The organism is Micromonospora sp. NPDC049049 (assembly GCF_040649115.1).
Taxonomy (GTDB): Bacteria; Actinomycetota; Actinomycetes; order Mycobacteriales; family Micromonosporaceae; genus Micromonospora.
In genome coordinates, this window is record NZ_JBEZEX010000012.1 from 144,033 (window position 1) to 164,670 (window position 20,638).

At 71.7% G+C, this 20,638-nt stretch carries 17 protein-coding genes; 7 read left to right on the forward strand and 10 right to left on the reverse strand.

Annotation, left to right across the window (positions count from 1 at the left end; all coding sequences use genetic code 11):
* Nucleotides 1–2: 2 nt before the first annotated feature.
* The 3 genes from AB0B68_RS15170 to AB0B68_RS15180 all read right to left on the reverse strand — a co-directional run bounded on the left by AB0B68_RS15170 (nt 3) and on the right by AB0B68_RS15180 (nt 2,745).
* Nucleotides 3–1,241: an ABC transporter substrate-binding protein gene (locus AB0B68_RS15170; RefSeq protein WP_357199664.1), complete on the reverse strand. Its 1,239-nt coding sequence runs from the start codon at nt 1,239–1,241 to the stop codon at nt 3–5.
* A 63-nt stretch (nt 1,242–1,304) separates the two neighbouring features.
* A complete protein-coding gene (locus AB0B68_RS15175) occupies nt 1,305–1,997 on the reverse strand; it encodes an ABC transporter ATP-binding protein (protein WP_357199633.1) in 693 nt (230 codons plus the stop codon).
* On the reverse strand, nt 1,984–2,745 hold the full coding sequence (locus AB0B68_RS15180; RefSeq protein ID WP_355502683.1) for an ABC transporter ATP-binding protein: 762 nt from the start codon (nt 2,743–2,745) through the stop codon (nt 1,984–1,986). The genes AB0B68_RS15175 and AB0B68_RS15180 overlap by 14 nt, the downstream gene beginning before the upstream one ends.
* A 223-nt stretch (nt 2,746–2,968) precedes the next feature.
* On the opposite strand from AB0B68_RS15180, the gene AB0B68_RS15185 reads away from it, so the two are divergent.
* On the forward strand, nt 2,969–3,826 hold the full coding sequence (locus tag AB0B68_RS15185) for an SPFH domain-containing protein (RefSeq protein WP_357260376.1): 858 nt from the start codon (nt 2,969–2,971) through the stop codon (nt 3,824–3,826).
* 107 nt (nt 3,827–3,933) lie between these two features.
* Complete coding sequence (locus AB0B68_RS15190; RefSeq protein ID WP_357199639.1) at nt 3,934–4,221, forward strand: hypothetical protein; 288 nt, start codon at nt 3,934–3,936, stop codon at nt 4,219–4,221.
* A 140-nt stretch (nt 4,222–4,361) separates the two neighbouring features.
* Here AB0B68_RS15190 and AB0B68_RS15195 read toward each other — a convergent pair whose 3' ends face one another.
* The 3 genes from AB0B68_RS15195 to AB0B68_RS15205 form a co-directional block, all read right to left on the reverse strand.
* Nucleotides 4,362–5,537, reverse strand: a complete 1,176-nt coding sequence (locus AB0B68_RS15195; RefSeq protein WP_357260379.1) for an alcohol dehydrogenase catalytic domain-containing protein — start codon at nt 5,535–5,537, stop codon at nt 4,362–4,364.
* Nucleotides 5,534–6,988: an aldehyde dehydrogenase family protein gene (locus AB0B68_RS15200; protein WP_357199645.1), complete on the reverse strand. Its 1,455-nt coding sequence runs from the start codon at nt 6,986–6,988 to the stop codon at nt 5,534–5,536. Before AB0B68_RS15200 ends, AB0B68_RS15195 begins: the two co-directional genes overlap by 4 nt.
* Before the next feature lie 69 nt (nt 6,989–7,057).
* Complete coding sequence (locus AB0B68_RS15205) at nt 7,058–7,714, reverse strand: TetR/AcrR family transcriptional regulator C-terminal domain-containing protein (RefSeq protein WP_357234854.1); 657 nt, start codon at nt 7,712–7,714, stop codon at nt 7,058–7,060.
* Nucleotides 7,715–7,910: 196 nt separating this feature from the next.
* Between AB0B68_RS15205 and AB0B68_RS15210 the strand changes: the two genes are divergently transcribed.
* Nucleotides 7,911–9,083 (forward strand): acyl-CoA dehydrogenase family protein, encoded by a 1,173-nt coding sequence (locus AB0B68_RS15210; RefSeq protein WP_238670770.1) that lies wholly within the window; start codon nt 7,911–7,913, stop codon nt 9,081–9,083.
* 25 nt (nt 9,084–9,108) lie between these two features.
* Here the strand turns inward: AB0B68_RS15210 and AB0B68_RS15215 are convergent, their stop codons facing one another.
* From AB0B68_RS15215 to AB0B68_RS15225, 3 genes are all read right to left on the reverse strand, one after another.
* The gene (locus AB0B68_RS15215) at nt 9,109–10,146 is read right to left on the reverse strand and encodes an aminotransferase class V-fold PLP-dependent enzyme (RefSeq protein ID WP_357260382.1); all 1,038 of its coding nucleotides are present in this window, start codon (nt 10,144–10,146) and stop codon (nt 9,109–9,111) included.
* 85 nt (nt 10,147–10,231) lie between these two features.
* Complete coding sequence (locus AB0B68_RS15220; protein WP_357260385.1) at nt 10,232–12,397, reverse strand: FUSC family protein; 2,166 nt, start codon at nt 12,395–12,397, stop codon at nt 10,232–10,234.
* Nucleotides 12,398–12,484: 87 nt separating this feature from the next.
* Complete coding sequence (locus AB0B68_RS15225; RefSeq protein ID WP_357260388.1) at nt 12,485–13,897, reverse strand: FAD-dependent oxidoreductase; 1,413 nt, start codon at nt 13,895–13,897, stop codon at nt 12,485–12,487.
* A gap of 182 nt (nt 13,898–14,079) precedes the next feature.
* Between AB0B68_RS15225 and AB0B68_RS15230 the strand changes: the two genes are divergently transcribed.
* A complete protein-coding gene (locus tag AB0B68_RS15230; RefSeq protein ID WP_357260391.1) occupies nt 14,080–14,718 on the forward strand; it encodes a hypothetical protein in 639 nt (212 codons plus the stop codon).
* Nucleotides 14,719–14,874: 156 nt separating this feature from the next.
* Here AB0B68_RS15230 and AB0B68_RS15235 read toward each other — a convergent pair whose 3' ends face one another.
* A complete protein-coding gene (locus AB0B68_RS15235; protein ID WP_357206784.1) occupies nt 14,875–16,257 on the reverse strand; it encodes a cation:dicarboxylase symporter family transporter in 1,383 nt (460 codons plus the stop codon).
* Nucleotides 16,258–16,355: 98 nt separating this feature from the next.
* On the opposite strand from AB0B68_RS15235, the gene AB0B68_RS15240 reads away from it, so the two are divergent.
* The 3 genes from AB0B68_RS15240 (at nt 16,356) to abc-f (ending at nt 20,629) form a co-directional block, all read left to right on the forward strand.
* Nucleotides 16,356–17,942, forward strand: coding sequence for a sensor histidine kinase (locus AB0B68_RS15240; protein ID WP_357260394.1), 1,587 nt, complete (start codon nt 16,356–16,358; stop codon nt 17,940–17,942).
* Entirely contained in the window at nt 17,939–18,634 is a 696-nt protein-coding gene (locus AB0B68_RS15245; protein WP_355007291.1) for a response regulator, read from the forward strand. Before AB0B68_RS15240 ends, AB0B68_RS15245 begins: the two co-directional genes overlap by 4 nt.
* A gap of 357 nt (nt 18,635–18,991) precedes the next feature.
* Nucleotides 18,992–20,629, forward strand: a complete 1,638-nt coding sequence (gene abc-f, locus AB0B68_RS15250; RefSeq protein ID WP_357206788.1) for a ribosomal protection-like ABC-F family protein — start codon at nt 18,992–18,994, stop codon at nt 20,627–20,629.
* Nucleotides 20,630–20,638 lie beyond the last annotated feature (9 nt).

Here is a 20,638-nt window from a genome sequence, read left to right on the forward strand (position 1 = left end):
ACTCACAGCTTGCAGTCCGCCGAGGGCGCGCGGAACGCCTCCGCGGCGGGGATCGTCTTGAGCACCTTCACGTAGTCCCACGGCTCGGCGACCTCGGACTGCGACTTCACCTGGGCCAGGTACGCGTCGTGCACCACCCGGTGGTCCTCGGCGCGGATCTTCCCGTTGCGCAGGAAGACGTCCTCGACCGTCTTGCCCTCCAGGCCCTTGACCACGGCGTCCGCGTCGTCGGTGCCGGCGGCCTGCACCGCCTCCAGGTACTGAAGGGCCGCGGAGTAGTTGGCGGCGTGCGCGAAGGTCGGCCGGGTGCCGGCCTTCTGCTGGAAGCGGTCGGCGAACTCCCGGTTCTTCGCGTCGAAGTTCCAGTACCAGGCGTCGGTGTACGTGGTGCCGGCCAGCGCGGCCGGGGTGAGCGAGTGGATGTCGGTGAGGAACATCAGCCCCACCGCCAGGCCGACGCCCTTGTCCCGCAGCTTGAACTCGTTGTACTGCTTCACCACGTTGACCAGCTCCGCGCCGGCCTGCATGGTGCCCAGCACGTCCGGCTTCGGGTTCAGGTTCGGCGCCTTGAGCAGGAAGGTGGAGAAGTCACCGCTGGTGTTCGGGAACGGCGCCCCGTCCTTGCCGACGACAGTGCCGCCGGCCGCCGTGATCGCGGTGGAGAAGCTCTTCTCCATGTCCTGACCGAAGGCGTAGTTCGGGTAGAGGATGTACCAGTTCTTGCCGATCTGCTCGGTGGTGGTCTTTCCGGTGCCGTTGGCCAGCATGTACGTGTCGTACGCGTAGTGGAAGGTGTACTTGTTGCAGCTCTTGCCGGTCAGGTCGGTGGTCGCCGCCCCGATGTTGAAGTAGAGCTTCTTCTTCTCCTTCGCCACGTCGGCGACCTTCAACGCGGCCGACGAGGTGGGCACGTCCAGGATCAGGTCGACGCCCTTGCGGTCGTACATCTCCTGGGCCTTGGAGTTGGCCACGTCCGGCTTGTTCTGGTGGTCCGCGGTCTCCACGGTGATGTCCTTGGTCACCGCCTTGTCGCCGTACTTCGCGGTGAAGTCGGCGATGGCCATCTCCACGGCCGCCACCGAGTTCTTTCCGGACAACTCCGAGTACGCCCCGGACTGGTCGTTGAGCACGCCCAGCACGATCTTGTCGCCGGTCAGCTTCTGGTCGCCACTCGACTGGGGGCCACCGCCACCGCACCCGGCGGCCAGCACCACCACGGCCGACGCCGCGGCCACACCCATCGTCCTACGCATGCCCACTCCATCCATTCCGCGCGGCGTCGCGCGGGTCGTCGTTGAGAACATTCAGATCCCGAGGTACGCGAGCAGTTCGCGTTCGCGCGAACGCACCTCGGAGTTGTCCATCGCCTCGGCGACCCGGCCCTCGGCCAGCAGGTAGTGCCGGTCGGCGACACCGGTGGCGAAGTGCAGGTTCTGCTCGACCAGCAGCACTGTCACCCCGTGCCGTTTGGCCTCGCGCAGCAGGTCGCCGACCTGCTGCACCAGCAGTGGCGACAGCCCTTCGGTGGGCTCGTCGCAGAGCAGCAGCCGGGCGCCCATCCGCAGTACCCGGGCCAGCGCGAGCATCTGCTGCTCGCCGCCGGAGAGCATGGTGGCCGCCGAGTCCCGTCGGGTGTACAGGGCCGGGAACGCCTCGTACACCCGCTCCAGCGACCACGGGTCGGGGCCGACGGTGGGTGGCAGCGTGAGGTTCTCGGTGACGGTCAACGTGGCGTAGCTGCCCCGGTCGTCGGGCACCCAGCCCAGCCCCAGGCGGGCCCGCTTGTGCGCCGCCAACCCGGTGATGTCCCGCCCGTCCAGCTCCACCGTGCCGCGCTGACCGGGGTGCAGCCCCATCACGCAGCGCAGCAGAGTGGACTTGCCGGCACCGTTGCGGCCGACCAGGGTGACCACCTCGCCGGCGGAGACCTCGAGGCTGACCTCGCGCAGCACCTGTGCCTCGCCATAGAAGGCGGACAGGTTCTCAATGCGCAGCATCGGCGGCTCCCAGGTAGGCGGTGATCACGCGCTCGTCGGCGCGGACCTGCTCGTACGGGCCCTCGACGAGGACCTTGCCGGCCTGGAGCACGGTGACGGTGTCGGCGAGGCGGCCGACCACGCTCATGTTGTGCTCGACCATCACCACGGTCCGGCCCTGCCGGACCCGACCGATCAGCTCGACGGTGCGGTCGACGTCCTCCAGGCCCATGCCCGCGGTCGGCTCGTCGAGCAGCAGCACCTTCGGGTCCAGCGCCAGGGCGATGGCCAGCTCCAGGGCTCGTTTCCGGCCGTACGCCAGGGACGCCGAGGGGGCGTGCGCCAACTCGGCCAGTCCCACCATCGCCAACAGTTCGTCGGCCCGTTCGGTGTAACGGCCCATCAGCTTCGCCGACCGCCAGAACCGCCAGCCCAGCCCGCTGGACGACTGCAACGCCAGCGCGACGTGTTCGCGCGCGGACAGTTGGGGAAAAAGACTGGTGATCTGGAACGAACGGGCCACGCCGAGCCGTGCCACCTGCTCGGGGGGCAGCCCGGTGACGTCCCGCCCGGCCAGCTCGATCCGGCCGCCACTGGGGCGGAGGAAGCCGGTGAGCAGGTTGAACAGGGTGGTCTTGCCCGCGCCGTTCGGGCCGACCAGCGCGTGCACGCTGTCCGACGCCACGTCGAGGTCGACGTCGTCGACCGCCCGGAAGCCCCGGAAGTCGCGGGTCAGCCCACGGGCCGACAGGAGCGCTTGCCCGGCCATCGCCTCATCCTCCGCACGTCGCGGCGACGGTCGGCTCGGTGACCACGGTCACAGGCCCGTCGCGTGGACGAAACCTACGGCGGGCCTCCGGAGTCGAACCATGTCGATGGGATCCATATTCGCCCCGCAGTTGACGTGCCTGAACTCCACTCCCCCGCGCCGTCGACTTGACCGGACCCCCTAGGTTGATGATCCACACAGCCCACCGGAAGGTCCCCACCCCATGCCCGTCGGCTTCACCATGGCGATCGTCTTCGCCGTCGCCCTGGCGGTCAGCGCCGTCGTCGCTCTCGTCGCTCCCGCACGGCCGCTCAAGCGGATGGCCGCCCTCGCGGCGCTCGGCTTCCTCGCCCTCACGCTGGTGGTCGGCGTCGCCTCGAGCGCCCATTCCGTGCCCATCCGCTCGGTCGGCATCGTCACCAGCTTCGGCAAGCCCACCGGGCAGGTGACCGGCTCGGGCCTGAAGTGGGTGGCGCCCTGGCAGAAGGTCGGCGAGTGGGACGCGGGCCGCCAGAAGTACGACCACATCGGCGGCAACAACTGCGTACGCGTGCGCACCGGCACCCTCGCCGACGCCTGCGTCGAGGTGCTTGTCGAATGGCAGGTCAAGCCGGAGAACGCGCCGAAGCAGTTCATGGACTACAAGGGCGACTTCGGCAGCTTCCGGGGTCAGCGGGTGGGTGTGCAGCTGGACAGCGCGGTCAACGACGCCTTCGCCGCGTACAACCCCCTGGAGAAGATCGACGCCCAGACCGGCGACCTCAACGTCGACCTGAAGCCGTTCGCCGCGAACATCAAGACCAGCGCGGAGGCGCGCCTCGCCACCGACGTGGACATCCTTTCGGTGACCATCACCCGGGTGAACCACGACGACAAGACCGAGGGCAACATCAAGGCGTTCCAGGACAAGCTGGCGCAGACCCGCAACCTGGAGCAGGACCGCAAGAACGCCGAGATCTCCAAGCAGATCACCGAGACCAACGCGAAGGTCGACAAGGTGACCCGTTGTCTGGAGATCGCGGAGAAGAACGGCGCGAATCCGGGGCTCTGCATCAACCCGGGCATCGTCACCGGCAAGTAAGCCGAGGCTGGCCCACCCCTGGCGGGGTGGGCCAGAGGTCGAGCGAATCGCCGCCACCGGCAACTGTGGTACCGCGAACGGCGTTGTCCGGGTTAGCCTTTGCGCATATGGCTACCTTTCGCAGCGCCTCAGTGCTCCTTTCCGCAGACGGCACCAGGACCCCCGGCACCGCCGCGCTCTTCGCCGAGCCGGCCCGTAGGGGCGGGATTCCGCCCTGGGCAGGCGACTTCCGACCCGCCAACAGCGCCGGAAACGGCCCCAAGAACGCGGTCGGAAAGACCTTCACCCTGGAGCTGCCCGACGGCAGCACCGGCAAGGTCGTGGTCCAGGGCCTCAAGAGCGGCAAGGGTGGCGTCGTGCTGGCGCTGATGGGCGAGGACGCCCCACCCTTCTGACCGGTCGCCCGGCTCTCGTCGCCAGGGTGCCCAGGGTTGGCCCTTCCCGGGCCGACCCCAGGCTCCCTGGCCAGACACGCCAGTCGCCCCGACAAATCGCTGGGATGTCGATGGTCGCGTCGCGGCGGCGGTGACCAGCGTCAGTCCAGCGTGACCACCCAGCGAGCGCCCTCACCCCGCGCCAACCGGTCGAACGCCGCAGGCGCCTCGTCCAACGGAATCGTCCCACTGACCAGCACACCCAGATCCAGTGCGCGGTCGGCGAGCTCGGCGGCCAGCACCGGCACCTCCCGGTCCGGATCGGACGAGCCGTACACCGAGGAGCGCAGGGTGCGCGCGGAGTGGAAGATGTCGAGCGCGCCCAGGCTGACCATGTCGTCCTTGGCGCCCATGCCGACCACTGTCACCGCTCCCCCACGCCGGGTCAGCCGCCAGGCGGCGCGGATGGTGGCGGCCCGACCGACGCACTCGAAGGCGTGGTCGACGCCCCGGCTCTCGGTGCGCGCCCGTACCTCCTTGGAGAGCCGGTCGTCGGAGAGCAGGAAGTCGGTCGCCCCGGCGGCGAGCGCCAGGTCCCGTTTCGCCTCGGCGACGTCGATGGCCAGGATCGTCGTGGCACCGGCCCGGCGGGCCGCGCTGAGCACGGCGAGCCCGACGCCACCGAGCCCGACGACCGCGACCGACTCGCCGGGTGTCACCCGGGCGGTGTTCCGGACCGCACCGACGCCGGTGAGCACCGCACAGCCGAGCAGTGCGGCCTGCTCGGGCGGCAACCCGGCGGGGATCGGAATGACGGCACGTTCGGGTACCACCACCGCCTCGGCGAGCGCGCCGAGGCCGAGGGTCAGGTGCAACGGGACCCCGTCGTCGGTCTCGCCGCGCGACACGGTCGGGGCCGTGGTGTCGGCGCAGAGCCACGGCTCGCCACGCCGACACCACCAGCAGGCCCGGCACGCCGGCGCCCAGTTGAGCACCACCGGTGTGCCGACGGTCAGCTGACTGCCCGGCCCGACCTCGGCCACCACACCGGTCGCCTCGTGCCCGAGCACCAGCGGGAACCTCGCGGCGAGGGTGCCGTTGACCATGGACAGGTCGGAGTGGCAGACACCGGCCGCCCTGATCGTCACCCGCACCTCGCCGGGGCCGGGCGCGGGCAGGCGTACCCGCTCGACCCGCAGCTCGGCGCCGGAGCCGCGCGCGACCAGCGCGCGAACGATGACCGGCGCGGACGCCGGCCCGGCGCCGCCACCCGGCGCGGCCGGGGACAGCTCGGGCCGGCCTGCGGGCACGGCCGGGGACAGCTCGGGATCGGTCATCGCTGGATCGCCTTCAGTTCGCAGAACTCGGCCAGCCCGTGCACGCCCAACTCCCGGCCCAGGCCGGACTGCTTGTAGCCACCGAACGGGGCGAGCGGGTTGAACGGGGCGCCGTTGATGTCGACAGCGCCGGTACGCAACCGCCGGGCCACCGCGAGCGCCGCGTCGGTGTCGGCTGACCAGACCGCGCCGGCCAGCCCGTACTTCGAGTTGTTGGCGATGGCGACCGCCTCGTCGGTGTCGGCGAACGGGATGACGGCGAGCACCGGGCCGAAGACCTCCTCCTGGGCCAGCGCGCTGTCGGGGTGCACGTCGGCGAAGACGGTCGGGGCGACGAAGTGCCCCCGGGACGGCACCGGGGCGTCGGGCCCGCCGGCGACCAGCCGGGCGCCGTCGGCGAGGGCCCGGTCGATGTGGCCACGCACCCGCTGGGCCTGGGCTGCGGAGACCAGCGGGCCGAGCCGGGTCGCCGGGTCGAACGGGTCGCCGAGTCGGTAGCCGGCCACCGCCGCGGCGATCAGGTCGAGGGCTTCGTCGTACCGGTCGCGGTGCACCAGCATCCTGGTCCAGGCGGTACAGGTCTGCCCGGAGTTGAGCAGGGCGTTGCCGACGCCCACCTTGACGGCGGTGGCCAGGTCGGCGTCGGGGAGGACCACGTTGGCGGACTTGCCGCCCAGCTCCAGCGCGACCCGGGCGATCCGGTCGGCGGCGAGCCGCATGATTCGCGCGCCGGTGGCGGTGGAGCCGGTGAAGGAGACCAGGTCGACGTCGGGGTGCCCGGCGAGCGCCTCACCTACCACCGGCCCGGTGCCGGGAACCAGGTTGAGCACGCCCGGCGGCAGGCCGGCCTCGGTGACCGCGTCGAAGAGCAGGTACGCGGTCAACGGGGTCAGCTCGCTGGGTTTGAGCACCACGGTGCAGCCGGCGGCCAGGGCGGGTGCGAGCTTCGCCATCACCTGGTGCAGTGGGTAGTTCCACGGGGTGATCGCGCCGACCACGCCGATCGGCTCCCGGACGACGAGGGAGTTGCCGATGCTCTCCTCGACCGGCGCACGGGCGGCGAGCGCGACGTGGTCGCGCAGCACGGTCAGTGGGAGCCCGACCTGCACCCGGGTGGCGAGCTTGAGCGGAGAGCCCAGCTCGACGGCGATGGTGCGGGCGAGGTCGTCGGCGCGGGCGGTGAGCGCCGCGTGCAGCCGGTCGAGGTGGGCGGAGCGCTCGGCGGGGGTGGCGGCCGACCAGCCGGGAAACGCGGACCGGGCCGCGGCAACGGCGCGATCCACGTCGGCCGGGGTGCCGGCCGGCACCTGCCCGATCAGGTCCCCGGTGCTCGGGTTCTCCACGTCGATGAGGCCGGAGTCGGCGGGAGGGGTCCACTCCCCGCCGACGTGCAGGTGACGCCGCAGGCGCAGGGAGTCGGGCAACAGCGACGGCGGGGCGGCGAGGTCCATGTCGTCCCTTCGAGGGGGTGGGCGATGGGGTCGCGACGGGCGATGAAACTAGCGCTGGGAGTTTGGACGTTACCCGTCGGGCCGGGCGGACTCCACCGTGTCGACGCTGCGGGTGTACTCGGCGGCCAGACCGTGCAGCAGGGCGTCCAGGCCGAGGGCGAAGGCTCCCTCGTCCACGCTCTGCTGGTGCTCGGCGAGCCGGTGGGCCTGTCGCAGGTGCGGGTAGTGCGCCGCGTACAGCTCGGGGTCCTCGACGAAACCGCGGGCGAACGAGCCGAGCGCCGACCCGGCCACGAAGTACCGCAGCGCCGCGCCGATGTGGGTGGCCCGGGCCGGCGGCCAACCGGCCCGGACCAGCCCTCCGTAGACCGCGTCCGCCATGGCGAGGGCCGCCGGTCGACGACCCGGGCCCTGCGCCAGGTACGGCACGACGTTCGGGTGCGCGGTGAGCGCCCGCCGGTACGACCACGCCCAGTCCCGCAGCGCGGCGAGCCAGTCCCGGCTGGCGAAGCCGCTGGTGTCGACGGCACCGGTGACCGTGTCGGCGACCGCGTCGAGGATCTCGTCCTTGGTGGCGAAGTGGTTGTAGAGCGAGGGACCCTGCACGCCGAGCGCGGCGGCGAGTCGGCGGGTGGAGAGCGCGTCGAGCCCGTCGGCGTCGATCAGCGCGAGCGCCGTCTCGACGATCCGGTCGCGGGTGAGCAGAGGCCGTCGAGGTCGGGGCACGTCAGAACTCCTCGGTCTGCGGTGTCCCTCCCCGTGGGAACCACCTGTTCACGCACCCTATCGGGGACCGCCTGCGGGCGGGCGTCACCACGTCGGCCGGAGAAGGGGTCTGGACGAATGAAAACTTACACCGCTAGTTTATGAGGGACCGCTACGGCCCGTGGCGGCGCACCACCACGCCGACCGAGGGGGAACCGTGGACTTCGCACTGTCCGACGAGGAACGCGCCGTCCGGGACACCGTGCGCGCGTTCATCACCCGTGAGGTGATGCCCCTGGAAGCGGAGGTGCTCCGCCGGGAACGGGCGCACCAACCGGGCCTCGACCACTCCGAGGTGCGCGAACTGCAACTCAAGGCGCGCAAGTTCGGCTTCTGGGGCCTGGCCACCCCGGAGGAGTACGGCGGGATGAATCTGCCAGCCGTACTCCAGTCGTTGATCTGGACCGAGCTGGGCCGCACGTTCGTGCCGTTCCGCTTCGGCGGCGAGGCGGACAACATCCTGTTCCACGCCACCGAGGAGCAGAAGCGGGAGTTCCTCATCCCGACCATCGAGGGCGAACGACGCTCCTGCTTCGCGATCACCGAGCCGGGCGCCGGATCCGACGCGGCCAACATCCGGCTGTCCGCCCGCCGGGACGGCGACGACTGGATCCTCGACGGCGAGAAGACCTTCATCACCGGCGGTCACGACGCCGACTTCGCCATCGTGGTCGCCGTGACCGACCGGGAGAAGGGCGCCCGCAACGGCGGCGCCACCGCGTTCCTGGTGGACCGGTCGATGGGCTGGCGCTCGGAGTTCATTCAGACGATGGGTGAGGGCGGGCCGGCGTCACTCATCTTCGACGGCGTACGCGTGCCGCACCGCAACATCCTCGGTGAGATCGGGCAGGGCTTCACGCTCGGCATGGAGTGGATCGGCAAGGGGCGCTACACCATCCCGTCGCACGCCATCGGCATCGCCGAGCGGGTGTTGCAGATGGCCATCGAGTACGCCAACACCCGGGAAACCTTCGGCACGAAGATCGGCACCAACCAGGCCATCCAGTGGATGATCGCCGACTCCGAGACGGAACTGGAGGCGGCCCGCTGGCTGGTGCTGCGCTCGGCGTGGACGGTCGACGCGGGCCTGGACCCCCGGCACGCCTCGTCGATGGGCAAGCTCTACGGCGCCGGCATGGTCAACCGGGTGGTCGACCGGGTGCTCCAGATCCACGGCGGCATGGGCTACACCCGGGAGCTGCCGATCGAACGCTGGTACCGGCAGGTCCGGCTCTACCGGATCTTCGAGGGCACCGACGAGATGCAGCGGCTGATCATCTCGCGTGACCTGCTGCGCGGCTACACGAAGATCGGTGGCCACCTGGCCTGACGCCCGGCCGTCCTCGGTGCCAGGTTCAGCCGGTCAACGCCGTCAGCGCGGCGTCCACGTCGGCCTCGGTGGAGTAGATGTGGAACGAGGCCCGGACCCGTCCGGCCCGCACCGCCGCCCGGATACCGGCCGCCGCCAGACGCTGCTCCGCGTCCGGCACGTCCACGCTGACGATGGCACTCTCCCCCGGCTCCCGACCCAGCCCGGTCAGGAACCGGTTGGCCAACGCCACGTTGTGCGCCCCGATCGCCGGCACGCCGATCTCGGCGACCACCTCCAGGGCGGGCGCCGCACCGACCCAGCTGAACCAGGCCGGTGAGATGTCGAACCGGCGGGCGTCGTCGGCCAGCCGCAGCGGCGGGCCGTAGTAGGAGGCGTGCGGGTCGCGGCCCGCGTACCAACCGGCCGCGTCGGGGCGCAGCCGCTCGCGCAACCCGGGGGCCAGATAGGCGTACCCGGTCCCGCGCGGATTCATCAGCCACTTGTAGCCGCCCACCGCCACCACGTCGGCCCGGCTGCCGTCGAACGGCAGCCAGCCGCACGCCTGGGTCGCGTCCACCGCCACCAGCGCGTCGTGCGCGCGGGCCGCGGCCACGATCTCGTCGTACGGCGCGACCGCCCCGTCGGCCGACTGCACCAGGCTGAACGCCACCAGATCGGTATCGGCGTCGATGGCGTCGACCAGAGACCCCAGCGGCACCGTGCGGACCTTGACGCCACGTTCCTCCTGCACCAGCCAGGGGAAGAGATTCGAGGTGAACTCGACCTCGGGGACCACCACAGTGGCACCGGCCGGCAGCGCCGCCGCGACCGGCGCGAGGAGCTGGGACACCGCCGCGCCGACGGCCACGTCAGCGACCGGCACCCCGATAAGGCCGGCGAAGGTTGCCCGAGCCCGGCTCGTCGACTCGCCCCAGCCCTCCCACGACGTACGACCGACCCGCCAGACTGCTAGAGCCTCCTGCAACGCCGCCCACGCCGGCTCCGGCGGCAACCCGTAGCTGGCGGTGTTCAACCAGCCCGGTTCCGGCTCCCACAGCTTCTGCGCCTGCTCGATCTCCATGCCCTCGACGCTAGGCCGAACGACGCGCGACGGGCACTACCAATCGGCGATCGGCGGCCCGTCCGGTGGCGGGCTGGGAGCCGGCTCATCGGCGTCGGGCGGGCGGGTGGATCCGGGCGAGACTGTCGGCGAGGCTGGCGAGCCACCTGTCGACCTCCACCAGGTGCCGGACCGACTGATGGTCGGCCCCGCCGAGGAGCGGACGGATCCGGTCCAACTGGTCGACGCAGGTGGTCGAGAAGGGCTCCCGGTCCGATGCCCGGCCGTGGGCGACGTCATCGGCGAGGGCGTCGTACGCCGATCGCAGGCGCCCGGCGGAGTTTCGCAGGAGCGTCGCCGCACCGGGCCAACCGGCGAGGCAGCCGGGCGGGTTGCGCCGCAGCAGCGACTCCGCCCCGGGCACGACGTGGTGCCCGGCGCTCAGCACGGCGTCCCAGTTCACCTGTTGCCGGTGCGGATCGTGCCGCTCCGAGTGGTACTGGCAGTACGACGAGTCGATGAGGACCATCCGGCGACGGACCCGGTCGAGGGCGCCCGCGGGCGGCGGAGCGTCACCGAGGATCGCCTGGACCGTCTGTTCGACAGCGTCCGCGCTGGCCGCCAGGTAGCGGGTGGCGTTGCGCCGCAGGTCGTGGCCCGCGCCGCGCGGCCAGATCGCCACCCCGGCGAGCACGCCGATCACCGCGCCGAGCAGCACGTCGACGAGGCGTGCCTCGGCGAGCCGCCAACCCTCCGGGCTGAGCTGGGCGAAGACGACTGTCAGCAGCACTGTGAACAGCGCCTGCTGCCACACCGGGCCGAGCAGCCGGCCGACGCCGAAGGCCAGCAGCAGGGTGACCGGCAGGGCGACGGCGTACACGATCGGCTCGTCGACGACGAGCATCACCCCGCCGCTGACGGCCGCACCGACGATGGTCCCCAGCACGGCCGGTCGCAGCGCCGTGCGGGTGTCGGCGGCGGACGTGCGCAGGACCGTGAGGGTGGCCAGCAGCACCCAGAACCCGTGGGTCAGCTCCAACACCCCGGCGGCCACCCGGGCGATGGCGAGCGCCACGGCCAGCCGCAGCGAGCTGTGCAGGTGGGCCGAGCGCGGCGCCAGGTGTGAGCGGAACTGCCACCAGTACAGCGTCCACGGGCTGCGCCGGGCGTACGCGAACAGCTCCGAGGAGTCGTCGTCGCCGCCGGGCCGCGCCCCGGTCGCCACCCGGGAACCGACGACGAAGACCCGCACCTGGTCCGCGAGGGCCAGCGCCGTCGCGTCCCGGCACAACCGGGGTACGTCCGGCGCGTCGCGGACCTGGCCGGAACCCACCGGGTACGCCGCCTCGGCCCGTCCGACCGCCACGTCCAGGTCGGCCGGGGCCGCCGCCGGGGCACCCGGCGACAGGCTCCGGCCGGCCGCGCGGGTGGTGTCCGCGCACGAGCGCAGCAGACGCGCCGCTGCCAGGTCCGGGATCGGCTCCGGCGGGGCGTCCGCCGCCAACCGGTCCGCGTCGGCGAGCACCTCCCGTAACGCTGCCCCGCAGATGCGCAACGCCCGATCCTGAGCGCCCGCCGCGGTGGGCGCCCACGCCGGAGGGCTGCGGTTCAGCGCGATCGCCGCCACCACGTCGTGCGCCCGCTCGCGTCGCGGGTTCCGGTCGCCCACGGCGGCGTGCGGGTCGGTCAGCCGCTCGGCGGTGGCGTCGAGGAAGGCGGCGATGCCGTCGGCCGCCTCGGCCAGGCGCTGCCGGTAGGAGACCGGCACCGGGTCGGGCCAGAGGAACACCTCGGCCACGGCGAGCAGCACGACGGCGAGGGTCACCCCACCGAGTCGCTCCGGCAGGGTGTCCGGTTGGTACGGCGGGAACGACGCCAGGATGTAGAAGAGCTGAAACGCGCTGGCCAACCCCACCAGGCGCGGGTTGCCGACCCCGGCGAACGCCACCACGAACCCGACGACCAGCATGCCACCGGCGGCCGCCCAGGTGCTCCACGCCAACAGCGAGCCCGCCGCGATCAGCGCCCACACCACCGGCAGCGACAGCACGAGGATCCGCGCCCGTTGCGGCGCCGGACCAGGGAGCTGCGCGAACGACCCGGCGGCGATCGTGCCGAACAACCCGTACGTGGCGAGCGTCGAGCTGCCCGCGCCGTACCGGCAGCCGTAGAAGACGACGGACGCGACGAGCGTCAGCCGGACCGCCCGCCGCAGGACGGCGTCACCCGGGTCACGGCGGCGAAGCCGGCCAAGGAGGCTGGTTGCGAGCACTACCGCTCCCCCGGTTCGTCGCGGCACCTCTCCCCGGCCCACCATTCTTCACCGCGCCTCGCGACCGACGGCGGGTTTGGGGACGAATCACCGTCGGGAGCCGCCGAGCAGGCCGAGCCGGAGGGCCCGGAACAGGGTGCCGGGGCGGCTCAGGGCGGCCGGGTGGTCGAGCATGGTGGTGACCCGGCCCAGCCGGGCGTTGAGCACCGGGTCGGTCAGCGACGCCCGGAAGAGCAGGTCCCCGAACCACTTGGTGACCTTGTAGCCGGGCGGGTACGGCCCGTCGACGTGCGGCAGCTCGATGTCGGCGGTGGTGGAGATCTGCCAGGCGGCGTCGACCACCACGCGGACCTGGTCGAAGTACGCCCGCGCGGGCTCGTCGTGCGGCCTGGGGCCGGAGCGCAGGTACTTCGACAGGCAGGAGGCGTGCAGCGTCGCGGAGGTCATGCCCTGGCCGTACACCGGGTTGAAGGAGGCGACCGCGTCGCCGGCGGCCACCAACCCGGCGGGCAGACGGTCGAGCTTGTGGAAGTCTCGGCGTCGGCTGTCCGCCTGGTGGTACGTGACCACCCCGCCGAGCATCTCCCCGTTTTCGGCGATGTCGCCGAACATCTGCGGGTAGTGCTCCCGGCAACGGGCGGTGAAGTCGGCGACGTCACGGCTGGGCCGGTCCCCGTCGTAGCCGGCCACCAGCATGATCCAGCGGTCCCCCTCGACCGAGTTGATCCCACCGATCCGGGCGGTACGCCCCTTGCCCGCCATGGTGTGGAAGACCGCCACCCAGGCGTCGCTGACCTCCTCGTCGCGCTTGAAGAGCGCCGTGGCGTAGTTCAGCTTGATCGGCATGCGGTGCAGCGGCGGGCGCGGCCACCCGTGCTCGGCCAGCCAGTCGCTCAACCGGCTGGACCGCCCCATCGCGTCGACCACCAGGTCCGCCGCTTCGACGACGGGCTCGGTGCCGCCCTCGGGCACGTACCGGGCGCCATTGACCCGCCGCTCGTCGAAGAGCAGACCCTCCGCCCGGCCAAACACCATGCGGATGTTGTCGATGGCGAGGGTGCGTCGGCGGACCAACGCCTCCAGGAACGGACGCGTGGTGATCAGCGCCGGCCCGGTGCCGGTCGCCGCGGGCGGCAGACCCAACATGCCGTTCACGAAGACCTTCGCCGTGCCCGGGTCGTTCGGTGGTGGCGGGGCGCCGAGCGCGAGCGCCTCGTCGGCGATGCCGGGAAACCAGCGCTCCAACTGGACCTGACCGGCGGGCAGCAGCGCGTGGACCTGGCTGCCCTGGGGCACGCCCGGCCGTGGACCGGCGTCGACATCGGACGGATCCCGTTCGATGATCAGCACTTCCTCGGCGTGGTCGCTCAGCACCCGGGCCGCCAGCAACCCGGCCATGCTGCCACCGAGCACCACCGCCCGTCGCATGACCACTCTGGTCTCGGCGGGTGGTTCGGCCGTCGCTATCTCGGCGAAGAGCCGGGACGGAGAGGCGGGCATGCGATCACTCCTCGAACGGTCGGGAAACCTCGGCATTCACGACCGTAACCATCGCGACGCCAGCCGTCAGCGCTGAGTTGGCCCGCTACTTCGAGTTCGCGCCCCGGATGCGGTGGTCAGATGGGCGGCGACCCCTGCCGGCCAGGACCGCGCCGGGTCCGGCGACCAGCTATGAATGTCTGATGAGTGCCCATGCCGGTGCGACCCGGCCCCCGCGTGCCCCGGCCCTTCCGGACCCCAAGCCGGGCAGCCGAACCAGGCCGGTCGCCTGGTGGGGCTTCCTGAGCCTGGTGGTGGCCCTGGCCGCCTGCACGCCCGCGGGTGACTCGCGCCGGCACGCCACCCCGCCGGCCACCGGTGCGGCGCCGTCGACGGACGCCAGTGGTGGTGGGCCACCCTGCACGACATCGGTCGACACGCTGCCAGCACCGCCGGCGGGCTACCGGTTGGTGGGCGAAGACGTGGCGGTGCCCGACGCCCCCGTGATGTCGGCCGAGACTTCCGGGGAGGCCGATCCGGCGGCACGACTGTTCGCCAAGTGGGGGCTCGTCGTCCGCGCCGGCACGGTCGTCGACCTGCGGGTGGCACCGGGCTGGCAGGACAAGGCACGGCTCGGCTGGGGCGGCACCGGCACGCCCGCGGCGGCCGTCACCCTGCACGCCTGCGCACCGGAGGGTGGGCAGGCTCAGTGGATGGCCTTCGTCGGCGGCACCTGGGTCGCGCAGGCCGCCTGCGTACCGCTCATCGTGACGTCGAACGGCCAGACCGACCGCGTCAACGTCGGCATCGGCGTCCCCTGCAAGAGAACCACCGCCCCCTAGCCCACCGCGCACGCCCACCCCACCCACCTCAGCCCCGGTTGATCAAGAGGTTTGCGTCACCCATCCCGGGGTGTCGTGACGCAAACCTCTTGATCACCGGGGCTGAGGTGGGTGGGGTGGCGCTGCGCCGCCGCGAGCCCGGGTCCAGGCCTCGACTCAGGCCGGGGCTCCGGCGGGCGTGGCCTCCTTCTCGTCGGGGCGGGACGCCGCCTCGTCGTCGTGCTCGTCGACCATGGTGGCCTCGTCGAACGGGTCGTTGCCGCTCAGCACCGCGGTCGCCCGCTCCCGGTCGAACTCGCCGGTCCAGGTTCCCACCAGTACCGTCGCCACCGCGTTGCCGGCGAAGTTGGTCAGCGCCCGAGCCTCCGACATGAACCGGTCGATGCCGACGATCAGCCCGACCCCGTCGACGAGGTCCGGGCGGTGCGACTGGAGGCCGCCGGCCAGCGTGGCCAGCCCGGCGCCGGTGACACCGGCGGCACCCTTCGACGCGATGATCATGAACAGCAGCAGCGAGATCTGCTCGCCGATGGCCAACGGCTTGCCCAGCGCGTCGGCGATGAACAGCGACGCCATGGTCAGGTAGATCGCCGTACCGTCCAGGTTGAACGAGTAGCCGGTCGGCACCGTGATGCCGACGACCGGCTTGCTCACACCGAAGTGCTCCATCTTGGCGATCAGCCGCGGCAGTGCCGACTCCGACGACGAGGTCGACAGGATCAGCAGGAACTCCCGGCCCAGGTAACGCAGCAGCGAGAAGATCGAGATCCGGGCCACGAACCACAGCAGCGCGCCCAGGAACACCAACACGAAGATCAGACAGGTGGCGTAGAAGCCCACCATGATCTGGGCGAGGCTCTTGAGGGCGTCCACGCCGGTCGCGCCGACCACGGCGGCCATCGCGCCGAACGCGCCGATCGGTGCCAGCCACATGATCATGGCAAGGACCTTGAAGACGACCCGCTGGATGACGGTGATGGCACTGAGCACCGGCTCACCCCGCCGCCCCATGGCCTGAACGGCGAAGCCGACCAGCAGGGCGACCAGCAGCGTCTGGAGCACCTTGCCCTCGGTGAGCGAGGAGAGCAGCGTCGTCGGGATGATCCCGAGCAGGAAGTCGGCCGTACCGGCGGCCTCGTCACCGGCGGCGGCCTTGCCGGAGCCGACCAGGTCCGGGCCGAGGTTCAGGCCCGAACCGGGGTGGATGAGGTTGCCGACGACCAGGCCGATGGCGAGCGCGACCGTCGACATGGTCAGGAAGTAGCCGAGGGCCAGGCCGCCGACCTTGCCGACCTTCGCGGCCTGCCGTACGGAGCCGACGCCGAGCACGATGGTGCAGAAGATGACCGGGCTGATCATCATCTTGATCAGGTTGACGAAGCCGGTGCCGATCGGCTTGAGTTCCTTGCCGAAATCGGGGGCGACCAGGCCGACCACGATGCCGGCGACCACGGCCACGATGACGGCCAGATACAGGTAACGGGTACGGTCCCGGCGGACCGCCGGTGCCGGGGTGGTGGCGGATGCGGTGGTGTCCATGTCGACAATGTGAAGCGCGTCTCACCCGTTGACAGCCTTGCGGTCATTCTGTTCACCGCGTCGGCGGAAACGGTGGCGCGACGAGGAGGGTGGTGGAGGTGGCCCGACGCCAGTGGAGCATCGCGGGGCAACTCTTCGCCCTCCAGGCGATGGTGGTGACGCTGCTCGTGCTGGCCGGCGCGGCGGGCGCCGTCTGGCTGGCCCGCAGCGACTCCCGCCAGGCCGCGCAGGAGGAGGTGCTCGCGGTGGCGCAGACCGTGGCCGGCTCCCCGGACGTCCGCGAGGCCCTCACGACCGTCGACCCCGCGAAGGTCCTCCAGCCGTACGCCGAATCGACAAGGCAGGCCACGGGCACCGACTTCGTGGTGGTGATGGCCCCCGACCGCACCCGTTTCTCGCACCCGACGAAGGACCGGATCGGCGAGCCGTTCGTCGGCGAGATCGGGCCCGCCCTGGCAGGCCGCCCGTTCACCACCACCAACGTCGGGACGCTCGGCGAGTCGGTGCGCGCGGTCGTTCCGGTGTACGACGAGCAGCGACGCCTCGTCGGTCTGGTCTCGGTGGGCATCACCACCCGCGCCATCGACAAGAAGCTGCTCGGCCAGTTGCCGGTGCTGTTCGGTGTGGTCACGCCGGCTCTGGCCCTCGCCGCGACGGGCTCCTGGCTGCTCAGCCGCCGGCTCCGCCGCCAGACACACGGTCTGGGGCCAGCCCAGATGACCCGGATGTACGAGTACTACGACGCGGTTCTGCACTCGGTGCGGGAAGGTCTCGTCGTGCTCACCACCGATCGTCGGGTGGCGCTCGTCAACGACGAGGGCCGCCGGCTGCTGGGGCTCGACGCGGACGCGCCAGTCATCGACCAGCCGGTGGCCGGGATCGACCTGCCGCCCGCGGCGGCCGAGCTGCTCGACTCCGGCCGCGACGCCCGCGACGAGCCGATCGTCGCCGGTGACCGGGTGCTCGTCGCCAACCAGCGGACCACCCGCTTCGAGGGCGCGGCGCTCGGCACCGTGCTGACCCTGCGCGACCAGACCGAGCTGCGCACCCTGGCCAGCGAGCTGGATTCGGTGCGCGCGCTGACCGAGGCGTTGCAGGCGCAGACCCACGAGTCGGCCAACCGGCTGCACACCGTGCTGACGCTGGTGGAGCTGGGTCGCGCCGACGAGGCCGTCCGGCTTGGCACCCGGGACCTGGCCCTCGCCCAACAGTTGACCGACCGGGTGGTCGGCGCGGTGACCGAGCCGGCGTTGGCGGCGCTGTTGCTCGGCAAGTCCGCACAGGCCGGCGAGCGCGGAGTGGATCTGGTCGTCGAGCCGGACTGCCGCCTCGACGACAGCCCGCTGCCGACCGGAGATCTCCTCACCGTTGTCGGCAACCTGGTCGACAACGCCCTGGAGGCGGTGGCCGGCACCCCGGCGCCGCGCCGGGTGCGGGTCTTCGTCGGCGCGACCGATGACGAGCTGGTGGTTCGGGTGGCCGACAGCGGCCCCGGTCTGGCACCTGAGCGGGTCGCCGACGCGTTCCGGCGCGGCTGGTCCACCAAGAGCACCGGCCGGGGTCTCGGCCTGGCGCTGGTCGGCCAGGTGGTACGCCGGCACGGCGGTAGCGCCGAGGTCTGTCGCTCCGACGACGGCGGCAGCCTGTTCACCGTTCGGCTGCCGGGCAGAATTGGGCGGTCATGAGCGCCATCCGGGTACTGGTCGTCGAGGACGAGCCGCTGCTGGCGGAGGCGCACAGCGCGTACACCGAACGGGTTCCCGGTTTCGTGGTGGTCGGGGTGGCGCACACCGCGCGGGCGGCGATGGCGGCCCTGCGCGCCAACGACGGCGGCGACGTGGACCTCGTACTCCTGGATTTTCGGCTGCCCGACCTGCACGGCCTGGACGTCTGCCGGGCGCTGCGGGCGGCCGGCAGCAGCGTCGACGTGCTCGCGGTGACGTCCGCGCGGGACCTGGCGGTGGTGCGCACAGCGGTGTCCCTCGGGGTGACCCACTACCTGCTCAAGCCGTTCACGTTCGCCGCGTTCCGCGACAAGCTGGAGCGGTACGCCGACTACCGCGCCCAGGCGCTCGCCGACGGTGAGGTCGCCGCCCAGCACGAGGTGGACCAGATGTTCGCCACCCTGCGCGGCACCGCCGGGCACAGCCTGCCCAAGGGGCTCGACGCGCAGACCCTCGATCGGGTACGCGCCGCGCTCACCGACGGCACCCGCACGGAGGTCGGGCTGTCCGCGACCGAGGTGAGCGCGCTGACCGGCATCTCCCGGGTGACCGCCCGCCGCTACCTGGAGTATCTGGTGACCGTGGACCGGGCCGCCCGCACCCCGCGCTACGGCACCCCCGGCCGCCCCGAGGTCGAGTACCGACCCCGTTGAGCAATCCGTCGATCTTGCACTTTCTGTCGGGACCATTGACCTCAATAGCGACATTTAGGCAACAACAAGTGCAAGATCGACGGTCGAAGCAGGGCCGTCTGGAACACCGAGCGCTGCGCCCTATTGTGCTGGCGGACTGAAGATCCGTTGTTAGACTCGGCGGAGTTGGGCTAGTGACACGACCAGGGAGACCAGACATGGCGGGTGACGACGACATCTCCGGGTGAGACCGGATGTGTTCGGCCATCGGTTCGGCGCGCGTTCGGCGCAGCCGCCGGGGCCATGTCGTCGTTCCACCGGTTCCCGTTGTCGTCGGGCGGCTGAGGCGCGCCCACCCCACCCTTCGAGGTCACTCGCATGTCTGATGCGTTCATTGTCTGCTCGAACCTTTCCTTCTCCTGGCCGGATGACACCCCGGTCTTCTCGGAGCTGTCCTTCACCGTCCCGGGCGGTCGCACCGGCCTGGTCGCGCCCAACGGCGCCGGAAAGAGCACCCTGCTGCGGCTGATCGCCGGGGAGTTGCCGCCCAGCGGCGGCAGCGTCACCGTCGACGGTGTGCTCGGCTACCTCCCGCAGACGTTGCCGCTGGTCGGCGACCTGAGCGTGGCGCAGGTGCTGGGCGTCGCCGAGCGGATCGCCGCGCTGCACGCCATCGAGGCCGGCGACGCCGCCGAGGAGCACTTCGCCACCATCGGCGACGACTGGGACATCGAGGAGCGCACCCGCTCGGAGCTGGACCGCCTCGGCCTGGGTGAGCTGTCGCTCGACCGCCGGCTGCACACCCTCAGCGGCGGCCAGGTGGTCTCCCTCGGTCTGGCGGCGCAACTGCTGCGCCGCCCGGACGTGCTGCTGCTCGACGAGCCGACGAACAACCTGGACCTGGAGGCCCGGCACAAGCTCTACGACGTCCTCACCGAGTGGTCCGGGTGCCTGCTGCTGGTCAGCCACGACCGGGAACTGCTGGACCGGATGGACCGCATCGCCGAGCTGGACCAGGGCGAGATCCGTTGGTACGGGGGCAACTTCACCGCGTACACGGAGGCGGTGCAGGCGGCGCGGGAGGTGGCCGAGAGCAACCTGCGCAACGCCGAGCAGGAGGTGAAGCGGGAGAAGCGGGAGATGCAGCAGGCCCGCGAACGGGCCGACCGGCGGGCCAGCAACGCCTCGAAGAACCTGAAGAACGCCGGCCTGGCCCGGATCGTCGCCGGTGGGCTCAAGCGCAGCGCGCAGGAGTCGGCGGGCAAGGCGCAGGAAACGCACTCGTCCCGGCTCGGTCAGGCCAAGGCCCGACTCGACGAGGCGGGCCGGGCGGTACGCGACGAGGACCGGATCGTCGTGGACCTGCCGGACACCACAGTCCCGGGCGGGCGCACCGTCTTCTCCGGCCAGGGGATGCGGGCCCACTTCGACGACCGGGAGTTGTTCGGCGGCGACGGCGCCGACCTGGTGATCCGGGGACCGGAACGGATCGCGCTGACCGGGGCGAACGGCGTCGGCAAGTCGACCCTGCTGCGCCTGGTCAACGGTGACCTGCAACCGTCCGGCGGTGAGCTGAAGCGCGGCGAGGGACGGATCGCGTACCTGTCGCAGCGGCTGGACCTGCTGGACCTCGACCGCACGGTGGCGGAGAACTTCGCCGCGTACGCGCCGAGCCTGCCGGACGCCAAGCGGATGAACCTGCTCGCCCGGTTCCTGTTCCGGGGGGCCCGGGTCAACCTGCCGGTCGGGGTGCTCTCCGGCGGTGAACGACTGCGCGCCACCCTCGCCTGTGTGCTCTGCGCCGAGCCGGCGCCGCAACTGCTGCTGCTCGACGAGCCGACAAACAACCTGGACCTGGTCAGCGTGGGTCAGCTGGAGAGCGCGCTGTCGGCGTACCAGGGGGCGTTCGTGGTGGTCAGCCACGACGAACGGTTCCTCGCCGAGATCGGCGTGCAGCGTTGGTTGCGGTTGGCCGACGGCCAACTGCGGGAGATCAGCGCCCCCGAGCGGGTCTGAGCCCGGCGG

Coding starts and splice junctions, on each gene's coding strand:
- AB0B68_RS15170 (WP_357199664.1), bottom strand. CDS start 1,241: ATGGGTGTGGCCGCGGCGTCGGCCGTGGTGGTGCTGGCCGCCGGGTGC.
- AB0B68_RS15175 (WP_357199633.1), bottom strand. CDS start 1,997: ATGCTGCGCATTGAGAACCTGTCCGCCTTCTATGGCGAGGCACAGGTG.
- AB0B68_RS15180 (WP_355502683.1), bottom strand. CDS start 2,745: ATGGCCGGGCAAGCGCTCCTGTCGGCCCGTGGGCTGACCCGCGACTTC.
- AB0B68_RS15185 (WP_357260376.1), top strand. CDS start 2,969: ATGCCCGTCGGCTTCACCATGGCGATCGTCTTCGCCGTCGCCCTGGCG.
- AB0B68_RS15190 (WP_357199639.1), top strand. CDS start 3,934: ATGGCTACCTTTCGCAGCGCCTCAGTGCTCCTTTCCGCAGACGGCACC.
- AB0B68_RS15195 (WP_357260379.1), bottom strand. CDS start 5,537: ATGACCGATCCCGAGCTGTCCCCGGCCGTGCCCGCAGGCCGGCCCGAG.
- AB0B68_RS15200 (WP_357199645.1), bottom strand. CDS start 6,988: ATGGACCTCGCCGCCCCGCCGTCGCTGTTGCCCGACTCCCTGCGCCTG.
- AB0B68_RS15215 (WP_357260382.1), bottom strand. CDS start 10,146: ATGGAGATCGAGCAGGCGCAGAAGCTGTGGGAGCCGGAACCGGGCTGG.
- AB0B68_RS15225 (WP_357260388.1), bottom strand. CDS start 13,897: ATGCCCGCCTCTCCGTCCCGGCTCTTCGCCGAGATAGCGACGGCCGAA.
- AB0B68_RS15230 (WP_357260391.1), top strand. CDS start 14,080: ATGAGTGCCCATGCCGGTGCGACCCGGCCCCCGCGTGCCCCGGCCCTT.
- AB0B68_RS15235 (WP_357206784.1), bottom strand. CDS start 16,257: ATGGACACCACCGCATCCGCCACCACCCCGGCACCGGCGGTCCGCCGG.
- AB0B68_RS15245 (WP_355007291.1), top strand. CDS start 17,939: ATGAGCGCCATCCGGGTACTGGTCGTCGAGGACGAGCCGCTGCTGGCG.
- abc-f (WP_357206788.1), top strand. CDS start 18,992: ATGTCTGATGCGTTCATTGTCTGCTCGAACCTTTCCTTCTCCTGGCCG.